Below are 17,964 nucleotides of genomic sequence, written 5' to 3'. Positions count from 1 at the left end.
TCATTGATGACCAGCATTTATTGGATGGGTTCTTCCTTTATTGTCGCTAAAAACTAGCGACGAACGGCGATCGCTTCAATCTCGATTTTTACGTCTTTCGGCAGACGGGCCACTTCCACGCAAGAGCGTGCCGGGAAAGTCGCGTTATGCTCGGTGAAGAATGCTTCGTAGGTGGCGTTGACGGTAGCGAAATCGTTCAGGTCTTTAACGAAGACGGTCGTTTTTACGATATCGCCCACTTTCAGGCCTGCGGCTTCAACGATAGCTTTTACGTTTTCCAGCGACTGACGTGCCTGAGCGGATACGTCTTCCGCTACGGCACCGGTTTTCGGATCGACCGGAATCTGACCGGAAGTGATTACCATGCTACCCAGGTCAACGCCCTGAACGTATGGGCCGATTGCTGCTGGTGCATTTTCCGTCGCGATAGTCTTGCTCATGATTTCTCCTGAATTACAGCGGTAATAGAATGTTCCCGCTCATTATAGGGAGCCGGGATCTCATAACCAACCCCAATTAGTTGGCCAGCACCACATAATGCGAAAACTCTTTTTCACAGTATTTGCATTTGAGTGCGATGTCATCAGCGCGTTTTTTCACTGCAAAACTGGAAGAAACCGGCTCAGCATGACTGATGCAGTTGCTGTTCGGGCAAACCAGCACGTTATCGATACGCTCAGGCAGGCTCGGACGTGATTTACCCACCACGTCGTAATCGTCAATGCGGTTTACCGTTGCCTGCGGGGCGTACAGGGAGAGCTGGTTTACCTGCTCGTCGGTCAGGAACGTGTTTTCGATTTTAATCAGATCCTTACGGCCCATCTCGCCAGACGGCAGGTTCAGACCGATGGTGATACGTTGGTCGGTTTCCGTCAGTTTGAACAGCGTCAGCAGCTTAAAACCAACCTGTGCGGGAATGTGGTCAATCACGGTGCCACGTTTGATGGCTTCAACCTGCAGTTTGTTATCGTGTGTCATCTCTTTTTCTCCCTTACAGTGCCAGTTCGCTATTCAGTACCAGTGCCAGTAACGCCTGGCGGGCGAAGATGCCGTTGCCAGCCTGCTGGAAATACCAGGCGTGCGGCGTCTTATCGACGTCGGTGGTGATTTCATCGATGCGCGGCAGCGGATGCAGCACCTTCATGTTTGCTCTGGCACCGTTCAAATCGCTGGCGCGCAGGACAAACTGTGCTTTCACGTTGGCGTATTCGGACGGGTCCAGACGCTCTTTTTGTACGCGGGTCATGTAGAGGATATCGACCTCCGCCATCACCTCTTCGATAGTGCCGTGCAGGCTCCAGGCGATACCTTTTTCGTTCAACATATCCAGAATGTATTGCGGCATGGCCAGTGCGTCCGGGGCGATGAAGTAGAAACGGTTACCTTCGAACTTCGCCAGCGCCTGGGTCAGGGAGTGGACGGTACGGCCATATTTCAGGTCACCCACCATGGCGATGTGCAGATTGTCCAGGCGACCCTGCGTTTCCTGAATGGTAAACAGGTCCAGCAGCGTTTGGGTGGGATGTTGGTTGGAGCCGTCGCCGGCGTTCAGTACCGGAACGTTACCGGAGAACTCTGTAGCCAGACGTGCGGCGCCTTCCTGCGGATGACGCATGACGATGGCGTCGACATAGGTACTGATGACGGAAATGGTGTCGGCCAGCGTTTCGCCTTTTTTGCCAAGCGACGTGTTGCTGCTGTCAGAGAAACCTACCACGCTGGCGCCCAGGCGGTGCATGGAGGTTTCGAAGGATAAACGGGTGCGGGTTGACGCCTCAAAGAAGCAGCTGGCGATGACCTTATGCTTTAACAGCTCCGGCTGCGGGTTGGCTTTTAATTTCGCCGCCGTCGCGAGGACCAGATTGAGGTCATCGCGGCTGAGGTCGTTTATGGAAATGATGTGTTTTTGATAGAGCGGGTTAGCCATGTTTATCTCCTGACGCCTGGGCAAAAAAAAAAGCCCCTCAATTGAGGGGCTCGGAATGGATGATCAACGGAAAGCAAAACGGCAGGCCAGCGTCCTTTTTCAGACGCGGTAAGACAAAATGTCGTACACACTGAACCATACATCCTCCCGGCAAATTGTCCGCGATTATACTCAGCTCCGTTATGGGATCAAGCGGAAAATGCACAATTTATTCACCGCAAACGGTTCTTATGAATTTTAATTCATTTTAAATAGATAGTTAATCTGCTTGTGCACCAGCCCCGTGCGCTGCACAACTCGCGGCGCAACCCAGACAATACTGCTGCCAGCGATGACACCCAGAATCTCTGGTAACGCGTGGTAATCGAGGATTCTGGCAACGGCACGGCCATAACCTGCCGCCGTGTGGATGAGGATAAATTCGCTATTGTGCTCCACGCTGACCACCATTTCAGCAATCGATCGGGCAGCATCAGGAGCGGGGCGCGACTGCGGATTTACAGAATAAATTTTTTGCCCTTTTGTATTTCTTATTTTTATAGCCCCGAGCAGTTTCAGCAGACGGGATACCGTTGACTGGCTAATTCCGGTAAAACCATGGTGTTGGAGATCGCGGCGAAGCGCTTCCTGGGACAGGTAGCTTTTTTCGCTAATCAGGCGCTGACAAATCGCCAATTGTTTCTGCTCTTTGGTCGAGTAATCATCGAATTCCTTCATAAATACACCCTAAGTTTATCATTTGTATCAATGTGATGGCGAAATTCACCACATTTGCTATATCAATAACGGCTCAAACGGGCGGTTGTGCAGAAAAACGAGAGCACGCTCAAAAAAGCCGTCGGGATCCGACGGCCAAAACGGCTACAGCATCGCGCCGATACTCAGGACGACCATGTTCAGCACCGTCAGAATCAGCAGCAGCGGGGCGACCCATTTCAGGTAGCGCACATAAGGAACGCGAGCGATGGCCAACCCGCCCATCACGACGGCTGAAGTGGGGGTGATCAGATTCACAATGCCGGAAGCGGATTGGTACGCGGTGACGACCAGATCCCTTTGCACATGGGCGAAGTCGGCCAGCGGGGCCATAATGGGCATCGTCAGCACCGCCAGACCAGACGAGGAAGGGACCAGGAAGGAGAGCAATACTTCCAGCCAGTAGGTCACATTGATGAAAATGGTGGTGGAAAGACCGGAGACTAAATTTTCGGCGCTGTGCAAAATGGTGTGGGTAATCATGCCGTTGTCCATCACCACCACGATACCGCGCGCAATGCCGATAATCAGCGCCACGCCGAGCAGATCCCGCGCACCGTCAATGAAGGTACTGGTGAAGGCTTCTTCACTCATGCGGGCGATCACACCGACGATAATCGCGGAAGCCAGAAAGACTGCGGATATTTCTGCCATCCACCATCCGAGTACCGCGACGCCATAAATCATTACCGCAAAGGCGGCAGCGAATATCAGCAGGATCCACTTACGCGTGGCCGTGAATTCAAGATTGGCATTGCCGCGATTGCCGAGAAAATGCGCGCGGTTTTCCTCCATTTTATCCGCCACAATCGACAACTCCGGGTGATTGCGGACTTTGCGCGCATAACGCATGACCCACACCACGCAGATAACATAGCCGATGACCAGCAGCAGAATGCGCATCAGCATTCCCTGGGTGAAGGGGATCCCGGCGGCGTTTGCGGCGATAACCGTCGCGAAAGGGTTGATTGTCGAACCGAGCGTGCCGATGCCTGCGCCGAGTAGCACGGTCGCAGCAGCAACCAGTGGATCAAAGCGCGCGGCCATCATGACCGGAACTAATAAGGTGTAGAAAGGGAGTGATTCTTCCGCCATGCCGTAAATCGTGCCTCCGGCGGCGAAAAGCCCCATCAGGATGGGGATCATCCACTCTTCTTTGCCGTTCAGCCTGACCGTCACGCGTTCGATGCCTGCGTCGATGGCGCCCGTTTTGTTTACCACGCCGAGAAAACCACCGATGATCAGGACAAACAGCGCGACATCAATTGCACCTGCGGTGTAGGTTTCGTGGTTATAAAGCCCGTCAATCGGTGCCAGCAGAACAGCGGTTATGCCTTGTGGATGCGCCTCTGTCGGGGCATAAGTACCGGCAACCGGCACTTCTTTGCCGAGGGTAGCATTCATCGCCATCTGGTATTTCCCTGCCGGGACAATCCAGGTCATAACGGCGACGAGCGCAATGAGAATAAACAGGATGGTATACGCGCTGGGAAATTTGAATTTGCCCATGATGTTCTCCGGATAGCTTGGGCATATGCCGCCAGGCGACAGATGCCCGCTGGGGTTAGTCGCCGAGTGTCGCTACCATGACCGCTTTGATGGTATGCATCCGGTTTTCCGCTTCGTCGAAGACGATGGAATGCGCTGACTCGAATACCTCTTCCGTGACTTCAAGCCCTTTCAGGCCATAAGCCGCTTCAATTTCACGGCCCACTTTGGTGTGTTCGTTATGGAAGGCAGGCAGTGCATAAATTTCACGTTAGGATTGCCGGTCGCATTGATGACCTGCTGGTTAATCTGGTAGGGCGTCATCAGGCTGACGCGTTCTGCCCAGGCTTCTTTTGGTTCGCCCATCGAAACCCAGACATCGGTGTAGAGGAAATCGACGTCGTATACCCCTTCTGCAACATCGTCCGTGAGCGTAATGCGTGCGCCCGTTACGCTGGCGATTTCGCGGCATTCGGCAACCAGCGCCTCGTCCGGCCAGAAGGATTTCGGTGCGACCAGACGAATATCCATCCCCATTTTCGCCGCGCCGACCATCAGCGAATTACCCATGTTGTTGCGGGCGTCACCGAGGTAAGCGAAACTCAGTTCGGGTAAGGTTTTACCCGGAGCGTGTTCCAGCATGGTCATCAGATCCGCGAGGATCTGTGTAGGATGGAATTCATTCGTCAGCCCGTTCCAGACCGGGACGCCAGCAAATTTACCTAACTCTTCAACGATCTCCTGGCCGTAGCCGCGGTATTCGATGCCGTCATACATGCGACCCAACACGCGGGCGGTATCTTTCATCGACTCTTTATGACCGATCTGCGAGCCACTTGGGCCGAGGTAGGTCACCTGTGCGCCCTGATCGAAAGCACCGACTTCAAACGCGCAGCGGGTGCGAGTGGAGGTTTTTTCGAAGATCAGTGCGATGTTTTTACCGACCAGCGTTTGCCTTTCGCGCCCGGCTTTTTTTGCCGTTTTTAACTCGATAGCCAGATCGATCAGGTACTGGATTTCCGCCGGGGTGTAGTCCAGCAGTTTGAGAAAATTGCGATTTTTCAGGTTAACAGTCATGAAAATGTCCTTATGTAGGCCGGATAAGGCGGCGCAACCGCCATCCGGCAAAAAAAGCCCTAAGCGTGAGCGTCGGTGGTTTCGGGACGAATTAGCGTGCCTTTGTCGCCGGCGAGAATGGCCGAACCGTCGGCCAGTGAACCGATGCCAGCAATCCCACGACAGTGAGAGACGAATTCCGCGCAGGCGGTGACTTTGGGGCCCATTGAACCGGCGTCGAATTGCATTTCACCGAGCAGTTCCGGGGTGACCTGGGCCAGCGGGCGCTGGGTAGGTTTGCCCCAGTCGAGGTACACGGCGTCAGCATCGGTGAGGATCAGCAACGCATCGGCATGGAGTTGGCGGGCGAGCAGGGCGGCGGAGAGATCCTTGTCGATCACCGCTTCAATACCGTGGAAGCCATCGGCTTTTTCCACCACCGGTACGCCGCCTCCGCCGTTGCAAATCACCAGATGATCGCGGGCGATCAATGTGCGAATAGCGTCACTTTCAACGATACGTTTGGGTTGTGGAGAGGGCACAACGCGACGGAACGCTTTGCCATCGGCTTTGAAAATCCAGCCCTTTTCCGCGTGAAGCGTTTTAGCCTGAGCGTCGTCGTAAATCGGTCCGATATATTTGGTCGGATTGCTGAAGGCTGGATCGTGGGCATCGACTTCAACCTGAGTCAGCAGGACGCTAATTTCACGTTGTGGCAGCTGGTTTTTCAGCGCTTGTTGCAGCATATAGCCAATCATCCCCTGACTTTCCGCGCCGAGAATGTCGAGCGGATAGGGGGTAACGCTGGCATACGCACTGTTTTGCAACGCCAAAAGTCCAACCTGCGGGCCATTGCCGTGCACCAGAATCACGCGCCATTGCTGTGTGAGCTGAGCGATAGTCTTTGCCGCCAGCTCAATGTTCTTGCGCTGGATGTCAGCTTCCAGCGGTTCACCGCGTTTGAGCAGCGCATTGCCGCCCAACGCCACAACCAGAGTAGGTTTGTTTTCCATAACGTCTCCTTAAATACCGTCGCGTTCCAGTGGGCAGCTCATGCAGCGCGCGCCGCCGCGTCCGCGTCCCAGTTCGTCACCAGGAATGGGTAAAACGGTGATACCGGCTTTGTCGTATTTTTCGTTGGTCCAGATGTTGCGCTCGTAACCCACCACCACGCCGGGGCGCAGCGTCAGGACGTTGTTGGCGTCGTTCCACTGTTCGCGTTCAGCTTCGAAGGCGTCGCCCCCGGTGGTGATCAGCGTGATTTGGTCGAGGCCCAGCGCTTTTTCGAGGGCGTGTACCAGCGTACTTTCCTGGGTGCGTTTCAGGCCGCCGCGCCCGTCTGGCGTCAGGGTCCAGCACTGGACATCCGGGCGTACCACTTCCGGGTAGACGGAGAAGGTATCGATATCAATGTGGGTCATGACGGTATCGAGGTGCATACAGGAACGATGCTTCGGCAGTTCAACCGCGATGACACGTTCAGCCTGGCGATGCTTAAACAGGGACTGGGCAAGGAACTCAATGCCCTGCGGCGTGGTGCGTTCCGACATACCGATGAGTACCGCGCCGCGACCAATCACCAGCACATCGCCACCTTCTAATGTGGCGTGGTCGTAATTAATATTTTCATCGCCGAAGTATTTAATAAATTCACCATCGGCAAATTGTGGATGCCAACGGTAAATTGCTCGCAGGTTATTGGTTTCCCGCTGGCGTGCGGTTTTTGCCATCGGGTTAATGGATACGCCGTTATATATCCAGCAGGAGGTGTCGCGAGTAAATAAGTGGTTTGGCAATGGCTTCATAATAAAGTCATTAATATCGTGAGTATCGACCACCATATTTTTGATGGAAGCAGGAATTTCCCCGTAGGTTAGCCCGCCGCTTAAATGCCGGGCGAGCTCCCGGTGCTGCATATCTGCAAGCCATGCGCGAATATCGGTAGCGAAAGCGGGGCCAAGGCGATAATCAGAGATTTGTGTCTCCAGTAACCAGTCTTTGGCATCTTGGACATCTAAGGTTTGTGTCAATAAATCAGTGAGTAACAGAACCTCAATCCCTTGCTGACGTAACGTGTTGGCGAAAATGTCATGTTCTTCTCCTGCACGTTCTACCGAAAGAACATCATCAAAAAGCAGTTCCTGGCAATTTGATGGCGTCAGCCTTTTTAAGCTGAGATTAGGGCGATGTAGCATTACGCTACGTAATTGACCGATTTCAGACCCGACATAATGCTTTTCCATCATTATTCCTTTAATACTATTTTAAAAAATAAAGAGGATGTGCCTGCAAATAATATTTATTGCAGTCATGACTTTTCAGCTGATTTCGGAATCTATATTTAGATCTTATTTGATGAGGAAACGTGATTTATTTCACAGTCAGGTCGATATTTGACTTTTGATGTTTAATTTATGATATGGCTCGGAGAATTAATAAAATAAAAACATGAATAATTGAATTACTACGCGGGAATATGTCTTGTTATTTATCGGTGTTAATTTTATGTACACTTTTAGTGTGCTACAATATAAGTAATGCATTGATTTATTTGTGCTTTTTTCTGTGTTGTGAATTATTATGCGAATATATGATTTTATTATTTGCGCGGTAAAGTTTATTTCAAAATAAATATGACGATGAAGAAGGATAGCGAAGGAGAGGCGAACTGTGATCGATAGCTTGTTTTTCTAATAAAACTTTTAATAACAGTATGTTACTGATCAGGTTGAAAAAGGGTAGCCGAAAGTTATGCAAAGTTTATGCATAACCTGTTGCTGAGAGTTAGCAATTATTTAACACCATCAGCGATAAACATGCGTTGACGCAAAATATCGGCAAATAGCAGTAGTATGGCAGGTGGTTTTTTCGTATAACTATAAAAATGAAACGTTGTTTTAATTAAGAGGTTTGAGATGATTGTTGGCAATATTCACAACCTGGATGCCTGGCTGCCGGAAGAGCTGCGTCAGGCGATTGAACACATCAAAGCGCACGTGACGGATGCGACGGAAAAAGGTAAGCACGACATTGACGGCGATCGCCTGTTTTATCTGATTGCCGAAGATATGACGGAGCCGTTTGCCCAGCGTCGCGCCGAGTATCACGTCCGTTATCTGGATATCCAGATCCTGCTCAAAGGTCAGGAAGGCATGACTTTTAGCACGCAGCCTGCGGGCGCACCGGAAACCGACTGGCTGGCGGATAAAGACATCGCCTTTTTGCCGGAAGGGGCTGAAGAGAAAACGGTGGTGCTTAACGAGGGGGACTTCGTGGTGTTCTATCCGGGCGAAGTGCATAAACCGCTGTGCGCGGTCGGCGCTCCGGCGCTGGTACGTAAAGCCGTGGTGAAAATGCTGGTGGCATAAGTGTATTTGCCGGAGGCGGCTTCGCCTTGCCCGGCCTACGGGAGCGCGGTTGTAGGCCGGATAAGATGCTTAGCATCGCCATCCGGCATTCTTTTCATCCATGCCCTCACTTCGCCAGCGTCGCCACCATCACCGCTTTTATGGTGTGCATCCGGTTCTCCGCTTGATCAAACACGATGCTGGCGGGGGATTCAAAGACCTCATCGGTCACTTCCATCCCGCCGTGCAAACCATACTCTTGTGCCATTTGTTTACCCAGCGCGGTCTGATCGTCATGAAACGCTGGCAGGCAGTGCAGGAATTTCACCTGCGGATTACCGGTCAACGCCATCATCGCGCTATTAACCTGATATTTACGCAGCAGCGCAATACGCTCGGCCCACTTCTCTTTCGCTTCGCCCATCGATACCCAGACGTCGGTATAGATAAAGTCCGCACCTTTCACGCCCGCGGCGACATCTTCGGTCAGCGTAATATTGCCGCCGTTTTTCTGCGCTTGCGCTTTGCACTCCGCAACCAGGCTTTCCTCTGGCCAGCAGGCCTGCGGCGCAACCAGGCGCAGATCCAGCCCGGTTAACGCGGCGGCTTCCAGCATGGAGTTACCCATATTGTTACGTGCATCGCCTGCATAAACCAGCGTCATTTCATTGAACACTTTACCCGGCAGGTGTTCCTGCATTGTGAGCAAATCTGCCAGCAACTGGGTGGGGTGAAACTCGTTAGTTAATCCGTTCCATACCGGAACCCCGGCGTATTCCGCCAGCGTCTCGACAATTTCCTGGCCGTGGCCCCGATACTGAATACCGTCGTACATACGACCGAGCACGCGGGCGGTGTCTTTGATCGACTCTTTATGACCAATCTGGCTGCCGCTTGGCCCGAGATACGTGACGCGCGCGCCCTGATCGTATGCGGCAACTTCGAAAGAGCAACGGGTGCGGGTTGAGTCTTTTTCGAAGATGAGCGCGATGTTTTTACCGGTGAGTTGAGCGACCTCTGTGCCGTTTTTTTTATCCGCCTTCAACTGCGCGGCGAGCTGGAGCAGTGACGTGAGTTCAGCAGAGGTGAAATCGAGCAATTTCAAAAAGTGCTTCTGATAAAACGTAGACATGGTTCCCTCACATGGCTTAAGCCATTTATTGAATTAAAATTCAATTTATATGGATGTTTATTCATTTGCAACCTTGTTTAACAAATCTTTCCTGGAAAGGTGGAGGCAATGTCAGCGGTATGTGACAATAAGAGTATCGGCAGGACATTATGAGGAACGAGCTATGGCAAACCCGGAACTACTGGAAGAACAGCGTGAAGAAACGCGCTTGATTATTGAAGAGTTACTCGAAGATGGTAGCGATCCAGACGCGCTGTACACCATCGAACATCACCTTTCCGCGGATGACTTTGAAACCCTGGAAAAAGCGGCAGTAGAAGCCTTCAAACTGGGTTATGAAGTGACCGAGCCTGAAGAGCTGGAAGTGGAAGAAGGCGACACGGTTATTTGCTGTGACATTCTCAGCGAATGCGCCCTGAATGCCGAACTGATCGACGCTCAGGTTGAACAGCTGATGAATCTGGCTGAAAAATTTGAAGTGGAATACGACGGGTGGGGTACCTATTTCGAAGACCCTAACGGCGAAGAAGGTGAAGACGGCGACGATGAAGACTTCGTCGACGAAGATGATGACGGCGTGCGTCACTAAGTCATCTGCTGACCTACGGTGGCATCTGCTGCCGTAGGCCAAGGACAACGTATGGATTACCTGCAAATACTCTCCCCGATCCACAGCTTCCTGCACTGTAAAACGCCCCAGGCCTGGCTTGATAAAGCGCGAGACCCGGCGAATCTCCCTCTGTTACTGACCGATCACCTTGTCTGCGAACTGAAAGCGGCGCAAACGGCTATGCTGCTGGTGCGTAAATATGTCGCCGATAAACAGGGAGCGCAGGCGCTGCTGGACTGGCTGAAACCCTATGAGGCGTATGCTTTCAGAGAAGGGGATGAACCGGACTTTATCGCGCTGAATAAACAGATTAGCAAAAGCGTAATGCCGCAAACCGACGATCCGTGGGGGCGCAAGCTTATCGACAGCATGGTGTTGCTGATCAAAGAAGAACTTCACCACTTCTGGCAGGTGCGTGAGGCGATGATGAGTCGCAACATTCCCTATATTAAGATTACCGCCAGCCGTTACGCCAAAGGCATGCTCAAAGAGGTGCGCACCCACGAGCCGCTGACATTAATCGATAAACTGATTTGCGGGGCTTACATTGAGGCGCGTTCCTGTGAACGGTTCGCCGCGCTGGCACCGTATCTGGATGACGATCTGCAGGCATTTTATCTGTCACTGCTGCGTTCTGAGGCGCGGCACTATCAGGATTATCTGGCGTTGGCGCAGCAGGTTTCTGCTGACGATATCAGTAGCCGGGTGCGGTTCTTTGGCGAAGTAGAAGCCGCGCTGATTACTTCTCCCGACGATGAATTCCGTTTTCACAGCGGCGTGCCCGCTTAGCCTCCCTCTCTGACGCGCGGCAGACATTGCCGTGCGGTTTAACCCCCCTGTCCCCGTTAGCAAAATCTGGTGGCTGGCAATCGCTCGCTGCTGCCGTAATAATCAAAATACACGAAGGGGAAATATATCCCCGCAATAGCAACTGTTTGGCATAAGGATGGTTAATGAACTGGACACACGTATTGTTGGCGGGTTATATCGGGGCGGTGATTGCTATCGTCGTGGGAATGTTTCGCAAAAAAGGCTGGCTGGGCAAGCTCTCCGGCGTGGTGGTCTTTGTGGTGGCGATTATCGCGTGGAATCTGTTTGATGTGCACTACCTGATCCCACGCGAAAGCCCGGATTATGGTCTGACTGATGCGCAGAAATTTGAAAACGCGATGCTGTCCATGCCCGTTTATCAGGTGCTTAAGGAGCAGGAGCCAGCGCTGTGGCAGAACATCCTCACCCAGGCAACGCAGCTGAAAGAGGCGGGGAAAAGCGAGCAACAGATTATCGACGCTATTCAGCCGCAGATCCTGCAGGTACAGATGGCACGTTTGCAGCAGGCGCCTGATGCCAACGTGATCGAGTATATGAAGATTAATCTCGAACAGATTGCTGCGGTGGCAAAAGTGGGCAATGACGAATGTTTTCGCTTTTTGTTCCCGGCGGTGAAAGGCGGGATTAACCCGGTGCGTATTATTCCGCGCGAGCTCATGAACCGTCGTATGGCCAGCGATATGAGTATGATGCACGCGGCCTATGGCCCGAACAAACATACGGTTACGGCGGAAGAAAAACAGTTGGCGCTTCAGGATCTGCAATCCATCAGTCCGGGGCTGGTACAGCGCTTTGGACCGGATATCCAAATCATGGCCGATCCGAGTAAAGGCGTAGGCAAAGAGAAAGTCGTCTGTGAAATGGTGCAAGATTTATGGTCACAGGTGCTGAAACTGCCAACCGCGCGCGCGGCCGGCGTTATTCGACTAATGCTCTCAGCCGAGATGCAGTAACGCGGCTAAAGCCCCTCGGCGTAAGGTCAGAGGGGCTTTAACATCCGCACTTCACAATCTACGTGCCCGGTACAGCCCAGCGCTTCGCTGATGTGCTCAAAGCCTAAATGCTCATACAAGCGGATTGCCTCAGTCAGAAACGCCGTGGTTTCCAGATAGCACTGCTTAAAACCTTGCTCACGGGCATGTTCAAGCGCCATCAGCGCCAGTTTTTTCGCCAGCCCCTGACCGCGCGCGCTCGACAGGAAGTACATCTTTTGCAGCTCGCAAATGTCTGGTTCACTACATCCTAACGGTGCCACGCCACCGCCGCCCACGACTTCACCGTTTTGCTCAACCACCCAGTAGGCCGCGCCCGGCTGGCTGTAAACCTGGAACAATTCATCCAGATTAGGGTCGGCAACGGTGTAGCCTTTATCGGCGGTCAGGCCGTATTCAGCGGAAACTTTGCGGATAACGCGGGCAATTGCGGCGTTATCATCGGCAGAAATTCGGCGCAGCGTTGCCGCGACGGAGGTAATGGCACTCATAGCGAACTCATGACATAAAAGTGAGACATATGCAGTTAATACCACTGCGGTGAGGGGAAGCGCAAGCGAGGATAATTCAATAAAAAGCCTCTGAGCATATGCGTCAGAGGCTTTTATCGTCTGTGGTATCGGATGCGCTACGCTTATCCGACCTACGTTGACGGTGCCTGTAGGCCGGATAAGCGCAAGCGCCATCCGGCAAACGGCTTTACAGCGCGGCGATGACCGCCTGCTGCTCAATCAGCTTCGCTTTCGCTTCCGCATAGCCGTCCAGCTTCTCACGTTCTTTGGCGATCACCGCTTCCGGGGCGCGAGCAACGAAACCTTCGTTGGAGAGCTTGCCTTCGATACGGGCAATCTCACCTTCGATTTTCGCCACTTCTTTCGCCAGACGCGCCAGTTCATCTTCTTTGTTGATGAGACCCGCCATCGGGATCAGCAGCTCGGCGCCGTCGATGATTTTGGTTACGGAAACCGGACCTTTATCATCGGCTGGCAGCACGGTGATGCTTTCCAAACGCGCCAGGTTCAGCAGGAAGCTCTTGTTGTCGTTTACACGACGCATCGCATCCGCGCTGCAACCACGCAGCAGCAGCTCCAGCGGTTTGCCTGGGGCAATGTTCATTTCCGCGCGGATATTACGTACGGCAACGATCGCCTGCTTCAGCCATTCGGTATCGGCCAGCGCCGCTTCGTCTACCTGCGCCGCGTTATATTCCGGGAACGGCTGCAGCATGATGGTATCTGCGGTGTTGCCACAAATCACTTTCACGCGCTGCCAGATGGTTTCGGTGATGAACGGAATGATCGGATGCGCCAGGCGCAGCAGACCTTCCAGCACGGTCACCAGCGTATTGCGGGTGCCGCGCAGTTCAGCATCAGTTCCTCCGGTCATCACCGGCTTGGTCAGCTCCAGATACCAGTCGCAGAACTGGTTCCAGGTGAACTCGTACAGGATGCCCGCGGCGATATCGAAGCGGAAGTTATCCAGCGCTTCGCGGTACGCTTTGATGGTCTGATTGAATTCAGCGAGGATCCAGCGATCTGCCAGAGACAGGGTCATTTCGCCGCCGTTGAAGCCGCAGTCCTGATCTTCGGTGTTCATCAGCACAAAGCGGCTGGCGTTCCACAGCTTGTTACAGAAGTTACGATAACCTTCCAGACGCTTCATATCCCAGTTGATGTCGCGACCGGTAGAAGCCAGCGCCGCCAGGGTGAAACGCAGGGCGTCGGTACCGTGCGGTTCGATGCCGTTCGGGAACTGCTTCTCGGTACGTTTGGCAATCTTCTCAGCCAACTGCGGTTGCATCATGTTGCCGGTACGTTTTTCCAGCAGCTCCGGCAGCGAGATACCGTCGACCATATCCAGCGGGTCAATCACGTTGCCCTTGGATTTGGACATCTTCTGGCCTTCGTCGTCACGGATCAGACCGGTCATGTAGACGGTATGGAACGGAACCTGCGGCTTGCCGTTTTCATCTTTGATGAAGTGCATGGTCATCATGATCATGCGGGCAATCCAGAAGAAGATGATATCGAAGCCGGAAACCATCACGCTGGTTGGGTGGAACTGACGCAGCGCATCGGTGTTTTCCGGCCAGCCGAGGGTAGAGAAGGTCCACAGCGCGGAGGAGAACCAGGTATCCAGAACGTCTTCGTCCTGACGAAGCTGAACGTCAGCGCCGAGGTTGTTTTCCTGACGCACTTCGTCTTCGGTACGGCCAACGTAGACGTTGCCCGCTTCGTCGTACCATGCCGGGATACGGTGACCCCACCACAGTTGACGGGAAATACACCAGTCCTGAATATCGCGCATCCAGGAGAAGTACATGTTTTCGTACTGTTTCGGTACGAACTGAATGTCGCCGTTTTCAACCGCTTCAACCGCCGGTTTTGCCAGCACGTCGGCACGGACGTACCACTGGTCGGTCAGCATTGGCTCGATAACCACGCCGCCACGGTCGCCGTAAGGCACGGTCAGGTCGTGCGGTTTAATTTCTTCCAGCAGGCCGAGCGCATCAACGGCGGCAACCACCGCTTTACGCGCGGCAAAGCGTTCCAGCTTCTGGAATTCAGCCGGGATTTCATTGGAGTAGACGTCGGACTCTTCGCCTTTGGTATCGTACACTTCCGCGGTTTCGCGGATGTCGCCGTCAAAGGTCAGAATGTTGATCATCGGCAAGCCGTGACGTTTCCCGACTTCATAGTCGTTAAAGTCGTGCGCCGGGGTGATCTTCACGCAGCCGGTGCCTTTTTCCATATCGGCGTGTTCATCACCGACAATCGGAATACGGCGGTTGACCAGCGGCAGGACAACGTATTTGCCAATCAGGTCTTTATAACGCGGATCTTCCGGGTTGACCGCCACGCCGGTATCGCCCAACAGGGTTTCCGGACGAGTGGTCGCCACCACCAGGTAATCTTTACCGTCTGCGGTTTTCGCGCCGTCGGCCAGCGGATAACGGATGTGCCACATGGAGCCTTTAGACTCGCGGTTTTCCACTTCCAGGTCAGAGATGGCGGTGCGCAGTTTCGGGTCCCAGTTTACCAGGCGCTTGCCACGGTAAATCAGGTCTTCTTTATACAGGCGAACGAAGACTTCTTTCACGGCATTGGAAAGACCTTCGTCCATGGTGAAACGTTCGCGCTCCCAGTCAACGGAGTTGCCGAGACGGCGCATCTGACGGGTAATGGTGCCGCCGGATTCCGCTTTCCACTGCCAGATTTTATCGATAAACGCTTCGCGACCGTAGTCGTGACGGGTTTTACCTTCTTCAGCGGCAATCTTACGCTCAACCACCATTTGGGTGGCGATACCCGCGTGGTCGGTACCCGCCTGCCACAGGGTGTTTTTACCCTGCATGCGCTGGTAGCGAATCATGGTATCCATGATGGTTTGCTGGAAAGCATGACCCATATGCAAACTGCCGGTGACGTTCGGCGGCGGGATCATGATGCAGAAGGACTCTTTGCTTTCATCGCCGTTAGGTTTGAAATAGCCCTGCTTTTCCCAGTGCTCGTAAAGCGGCTGTTCGATATCTTGTGGGTTGTATGTCTTTTCCATTATTTCCAGGTTGCCGTATTCAGGTTAAAACCAGCCACGCGGTAAGCTTTGTAGCGATCGCGTGCCGATTGTTTCAAAGAATCTTCGTAAGGAACGAAGTCTATCACTTCTGTGAAAGCGGTGGCAAAATCTGCAAAGCCAACGCGCAAACTGATGAGCAGGTCGCGCGGGCTGCTGTTGCGTTTTTCCGGCCAGGCAATCTCTACCGGGGCGCCGCCTCTGGGGCCTTCACCCGCCAGATTATGTGGAACAAAGCTTTCTGCTGGTCTTGCCCACAGGGCTTCATCCAGTCGAAGAGCCTGCTTTTCGTTTTCACAGGCGATCAGCACGCGCTTGCCAGCCCGCCAACGTTCTGCGGCAATTTCACACACCAGTTGTTCAACGGCGCTTAAGCCATCTTGTTGCGTGTCATTGTCCAGAAGATAGAACGTTGCGTTTCTCATATATGGGGCTTCTTGTGATGAATTTAAATGCAGAGCCCGGCGAGCCGGGCCTGCAATTTATTGCCGTATGTAGGCCGGATAAGGCGTTTACGCCGCCATCCGGCGATTGTGCGTCAACGCCTGATGGCGCTGCGCTTATCAGGCCTACATGTTGCAGGCTCGATAGCGTATTACTCTTCGCCGTTAAACCCGGCGCGATTGAGCAGGAACTGCGACAGCAGTGCCACCGGACGGCCGGTAGCGCCTTTGGCTTTCCCGGAACGCCATGCGGTACCGGCGATGTCGAGGTGCGCCCAGTTGTATTTACGGGTAAAGCGCGACAGGAAGCAGCCTGCGGTAATGGCTCCGCCAGGGCGCCCGCCAATGTTTGCCATATCCGCAAAGTTGGACTCCAGCTGTTCCTGGAACTCATCACCCAACGGCAGACGCCATGCGCGATCGCCAGCCTGCTCGGACGCGCCGATCAGCTCATGCGCCAGCGGGTTATGGTTCGACATCAGGCCGGTGATGTGATGGCCCAGTGCAATCACGCACGCGCCGGTCAGGGTCGCGACATCAATCACCGCTTCCGGCTCAAAGCGCTCGACGTAGGTTAACACGTCGCACAGCACCAGACGGCCTTCGGCGTCGGTATTGAGCACTTCAACGGTCTGCCCGGACATGGTGGTCAGCACATCGCCTGGGCGATACGCGCGGCCACCCGGCATGTTTTCGCAGCCCGCCAGTACGCCGACGACATTGATGGGCAGTTGAAGCTCGGCCACCATGCGCATCACGCCGTACACTGCCGCCGCACCGCACATGTCGTACTTCATCTCATCCATGCCTTCGGCTGGTTTGATGGAGATACCGCCGGAGTCGAAGGTTAACCCTTTACCGACCAGCACAATCGGACGCGCGTCTTCGGACGGATTGCCTTTGTACTCGATGACCGACATCAGCGACTCATTTTGCGAACCGTGGCCGACGGCGAGGTAAGAGTGCATACCCAGCTCTTTCATCTGCTGTTCGCCGATCACGCGGGTCACAACATTCTTGCTGTAGCTGTCTGCCAGTTGACGCGCCTGGGAAGCCAGATAGGCGGCGTTACAAATATTTGGCGGCATGTTGCCGAGATCTTTCGCTGCTTTAATACCGGCGGCGATCGCCAGACCGTGCTGGATAGCACGCTCGCCGCTGGTCAGTTCACGGCGGGTAGGTACGTTGAAGACCATTTTACGCAGCGGGCGACGCGGCTCGCTTTTGTTGGTCTTCAACTGGTCAAAGCTGTACAGCGTTTCCTGGGCCGTCTCAACGGCCTGACGCACTTTCCAGTAGTTATTGCGCCCTTTGACGTGCAGCTCAGTCAGGAAGCAGACGGCTTCCATTGAGCCAGTATCATTCAGCGTATTGATGGTTTTCTGAATGACCTGCTTGTACTGGCGCTCATCAAGTTCACGCTCTTTGCCACAACCAATGAGGAGAATTCGCTCAGACAGAACGTTAGGAACATGGTGCAGCAACAGGGTTTGCCCCGGTTTGCCTTCCAGTTCGCCACGACGCAGCAGTGCGCTGATGTACCCGTCGCTGATCTTGTCGAGCTGCTCTGCAATCGGAGAGAGGCGGCGTGGTTCAAAGACACCCACGACGATGCACGCACTCCGCTGTTTCTCCGGGCTACCGCTTTTTACACTGAACTCCATGCACTACGCTCCTGAATCTTAAAGACAACAGCGGTGGCTACGGATAGAATTGCAAGCTTTCGTAACTCATACCCGCTGTTGCGGTGACTTCGTGTTAATCTTAACGTTATTACGGCATTGGCACGTCAGAACAATTTCTGAGAGG

General features: G+C 53.6%; 17 protein-coding genes and 2 pseudogenes. 5 read left to right on the top strand and 14 right to left on the bottom strand.

The window, feature by feature from the left end; genetic code table 11:
- Positions 1-53: 53 nt before the first annotated feature.
- From ridA to pyrL, 4 genes and pseudogenes are all read right to left on the bottom strand, one after another.
- Complete coding sequence (ridA, locus tag IB196_RS19555) at positions 54-440, bottom strand: 2-iminobutanoate/2-iminopropanoate deaminase (protein WP_000047544.1); 387 nt, start codon at positions 438-440, stop codon at positions 54-56.
- A 76-nt stretch (positions 441-516) separates the two neighbouring features.
- Positions 517-978 carry an aspartate carbamoyltransferase regulatory subunit gene (gene pyrI / locus IB196_RS19550; RefSeq protein ID WP_003025816.1) on the bottom strand — a complete coding sequence of 154 codons (462 nt, stop codon included), beginning with the start codon at positions 976-978 and terminating at the stop codon, positions 517-519.
- Between the two features lie 13 nt (positions 979-991).
- A complete protein-coding gene (gene pyrB, locus IB196_RS19545; protein WP_003025818.1) occupies positions 992-1,927 on the bottom strand; it encodes an aspartate carbamoyltransferase in 936 nt (311 codons plus the stop codon).
- A 2-nt stretch (positions 1,928-1,929) separates the two neighbouring features.
- Positions 1,930-2,066: pseudogene (gene pyrL, locus IB196_RS19540) on the bottom strand (pyr operon leader peptide).
- Here pyrL and IB196_RS19535 point away from each other — a divergent pair.
- Complete coding sequence (locus IB196_RS19535) at positions 2,046-2,168, top strand: hypothetical protein (RefSeq protein ID WP_085951582.1); 123 nt, start codon at positions 2,046-2,048, stop codon at positions 2,166-2,168. The pseudogene pyrL and the gene IB196_RS19535 sit on opposite strands and share 21 nt — an antisense overlap.
- On the opposite strand, the gene IB196_RS19530 is transcribed toward IB196_RS19535, so the two are convergent.
- From IB196_RS19530 to arcA, 5 genes and pseudogenes are all read right to left on the bottom strand, one after another.
- On the bottom strand, positions 2,165-2,644 hold the full coding sequence (locus IB196_RS19530; protein WP_003839609.1) for an arginine repressor: 480 nt from the start codon (positions 2,642-2,644) through the stop codon (positions 2,165-2,167). The two genes, IB196_RS19535 and IB196_RS19530, sit on opposite strands and share 4 nt — an antisense overlap.
- Before the next feature lie 144 nt (positions 2,645-2,788).
- A complete protein-coding gene (locus IB196_RS19525; RefSeq protein ID WP_005134184.1) occupies positions 2,789-4,192 on the bottom strand; it encodes a YfcC family protein in 1,404 nt (467 codons plus the stop codon).
- A gap of 55 nt (positions 4,193-4,247) precedes the next feature.
- A pseudogene (argF, locus tag IB196_RS19520) lies at positions 4,248-5,248 on the bottom strand (ornithine carbamoyltransferase).
- 59 nt (positions 5,249-5,307) lie between these two features.
- The gene (gene arcC, locus IB196_RS19515) at positions 5,308-6,240 is read right to left on the bottom strand and encodes a carbamate kinase (RefSeq protein ID WP_005134182.1); all 933 of its coding nucleotides are present in this window, start codon (positions 6,238-6,240) and stop codon (positions 5,308-5,310) included.
- A gap of 9 nt (positions 6,241-6,249) precedes the next feature.
- Positions 6,250-7,470: an arginine deiminase gene (gene arcA / locus IB196_RS19510; RefSeq protein WP_003025834.1), complete on the bottom strand. Its 1,221-nt coding sequence runs from the start codon at positions 7,468-7,470 to the stop codon at positions 6,250-6,252.
- A gap of 672 nt (positions 7,471-8,142) precedes the next feature.
- On the opposite strand from arcA, the gene IB196_RS19505 reads away from it, so the two are divergent.
- Positions 8,143-8,595, top strand: a complete 453-nt coding sequence (locus IB196_RS19505; protein ID WP_188232408.1) for a YhcH/YjgK/YiaL family protein — start codon at positions 8,143-8,145, stop codon at positions 8,593-8,595.
- A 106-nt stretch (positions 8,596-8,701) separates the two neighbouring features.
- Here IB196_RS19505 and argF (IB196_RS19500) read toward each other — a convergent pair whose 3' ends face one another.
- Complete coding sequence (gene argF, locus IB196_RS19500) at positions 8,702-9,706, bottom strand: ornithine carbamoyltransferase (protein ID WP_040230337.1); 1,005 nt, start codon at positions 9,704-9,706, stop codon at positions 8,702-8,704.
- A 163-nt stretch (positions 9,707-9,869) separates the two neighbouring features.
- Between argF (IB196_RS19500) and rraB the strand changes: the two genes are divergently transcribed.
- The 3 genes from rraB (at position 9,870) to IB196_RS19485 (ending at position 12,100) form a co-directional block, all read left to right on the top strand.
- Positions 9,870-10,295 carry a ribonuclease E inhibitor RraB gene (gene rraB / locus IB196_RS19495; protein WP_005134179.1) on the top strand — a complete coding sequence of 142 codons (426 nt, stop codon included), beginning with the start codon at positions 9,870-9,872 and terminating at the stop codon, positions 10,293-10,295.
- 51 nt (positions 10,296-10,346) lie between these two features.
- On the top strand, positions 10,347-11,105 hold the full coding sequence (gene miaE, locus IB196_RS19490; protein ID WP_040230336.1) for a tRNA isopentenyl-2-thiomethyl-A-37 hydroxylase MiaE: 759 nt from the start codon (positions 10,347-10,349) through the stop codon (positions 11,103-11,105).
- A 164-nt stretch (positions 11,106-11,269) separates the two neighbouring features.
- The gene (locus IB196_RS19485) at positions 11,270-12,100 is read left to right on the top strand and encodes a hypothetical protein (protein WP_040230335.1); all 831 of its coding nucleotides are present in this window, start codon (positions 11,270-11,272) and stop codon (positions 12,098-12,100) included.
- A gap of 26 nt (positions 12,101-12,126) precedes the next feature.
- Here IB196_RS19485 and IB196_RS19480 read toward each other — a convergent pair whose 3' ends face one another.
- The 4 genes from IB196_RS19480 to pepA all read right to left on the bottom strand — a co-directional run bounded on the left by IB196_RS19480 (position 12,127) and on the right by pepA (position 17,819).
- Positions 12,127-12,630 (bottom strand): GNAT family N-acetyltransferase, encoded by a 504-nt coding sequence (locus IB196_RS19480; protein ID WP_003025856.1) that lies wholly within the window; start codon positions 12,628-12,630, stop codon positions 12,127-12,129.
- Between the two features lie 208 nt (positions 12,631-12,838).
- Positions 12,839-15,694, bottom strand: a complete 2,856-nt coding sequence (locus IB196_RS19475; protein ID WP_188232409.1) for a valine--tRNA ligase — start codon at positions 15,692-15,694, stop codon at positions 12,839-12,841.
- The gene (gene holC, locus IB196_RS19470) at positions 15,694-16,137 is read right to left on the bottom strand and encodes a DNA polymerase III subunit chi (RefSeq protein ID WP_005134173.1); all 444 of its coding nucleotides are present in this window, start codon (positions 16,135-16,137) and stop codon (positions 15,694-15,696) included. Before holC ends, IB196_RS19475 begins: the two co-directional genes overlap by 1 nt.
- A 170-nt stretch (positions 16,138-16,307) precedes the next feature.
- Positions 16,308-17,819 carry a leucyl aminopeptidase gene (pepA, locus tag IB196_RS19465; RefSeq protein ID WP_005134172.1) on the bottom strand — a complete coding sequence of 504 codons (1,512 nt, stop codon included), beginning with the start codon at positions 17,817-17,819 and terminating at the stop codon, positions 16,308-16,310.
- Positions 17,820-17,964: the final 145 nt, after the last annotated feature.

This window comes from Citrobacter sp. C6_1, from assembly GCF_014596835.2.
Classification (GTDB): domain Bacteria; phylum Pseudomonadota; class Gammaproteobacteria; order Enterobacterales; family Enterobacteriaceae; genus Citrobacter; species Citrobacter pasteurii.
Note: the sequence above shows the minus strand (reverse complement) of the source record. Positions and strands in the feature narration are given on the sequence as shown.

What these genes read in the sequence shown, in the direction of transcription:
- IB196_RS19535 (WP_085951582.1), top strand. Translation starts at nt 2,046, where the DNA reads ATGTCGTACACACTGAACCATACATCCTCCCGGCAAATTGTCCGCGAT.
- pyrI (WP_003025816.1), bottom strand. Translation starts at nt 978, where the DNA reads ATGACACACGATAACAAACTGCAGGTTGAAGCCATCAAACGTGGCACC.
- holC (WP_005134173.1), bottom strand. Translation starts at nt 16,137, where the DNA reads ATGAGAAACGCAACGTTCTATCTTCTGGACAATGACACGCAACAAGAT.
- IB196_RS19485 (WP_040230335.1), top strand. Translation starts at nt 11,270, where the DNA reads ATGAACTGGACACACGTATTGTTGGCGGGTTATATCGGGGCGGTGATT.
- argF (WP_040230337.1), bottom strand. Translation starts at nt 9,706, where the DNA reads ATGTCTACGTTTTATCAGAAGCACTTTTTGAAATTGCTCGATTTCACC.
- arcA (WP_003025834.1), bottom strand. Translation starts at nt 7,470, where the DNA reads ATGGAAAAGCATTATGTCGGGTCTGAAATCGGTCAATTACGTAGCGTA.
- IB196_RS19480 (WP_003025856.1), bottom strand. Translation starts at nt 12,630, where the DNA reads ATGAGTGCCATTACCTCCGTCGCGGCAACGCTGCGCCGAATTTCTGCC.
- arcC (WP_005134182.1), bottom strand. Translation starts at nt 6,240, where the DNA reads ATGGAAAACAAACCTACTCTGGTTGTGGCGTTGGGCGGCAATGCGCTG.
- ridA (WP_000047544.1), bottom strand. Translation starts at nt 440, where the DNA reads ATGAGCAAGACTATCGCGACGGAAAATGCACCAGCAGCAATCGGCCCA.
- IB196_RS19475 (WP_188232409.1), bottom strand. Translation starts at nt 15,694, where the DNA reads ATGGAAAAGACATACAACCCACAAGATATCGAACAGCCGCTTTACGAG.
- IB196_RS19530 (WP_003839609.1), bottom strand. Translation starts at nt 2,644, where the DNA reads ATGAAGGAATTCGATGATTACTCGACCAAAGAGCAGAAACAATTGGCG.
- miaE (WP_040230336.1), top strand. Translation starts at nt 10,347, where the DNA reads ATGGATTACCTGCAAATACTCTCCCCGATCCACAGCTTCCTGCACTGT.
- pyrB (WP_003025818.1), bottom strand. Translation starts at nt 1,927, where the DNA reads ATGGCTAACCCGCTCTATCAAAAACACATCATTTCCATAAACGACCTC.
- rraB (WP_005134179.1), top strand. Translation starts at nt 9,870, where the DNA reads ATGGCAAACCCGGAACTACTGGAAGAACAGCGTGAAGAAACGCGCTTG.
- IB196_RS19525 (WP_005134184.1), bottom strand. Translation starts at nt 4,192, where the DNA reads ATGGGCAAATTCAAATTTCCCAGCGCGTATACCATCCTGTTTATTCTC.
- IB196_RS19505 (WP_188232408.1), top strand. Translation starts at nt 8,143, where the DNA reads ATGATTGTTGGCAATATTCACAACCTGGATGCCTGGCTGCCGGAAGAG.
- pepA (WP_005134172.1), bottom strand. Translation starts at nt 17,819, where the DNA reads ATGGAGTTCAGTGTAAAAAGCGGTAGCCCGGAGAAACAGCGGAGTGCG.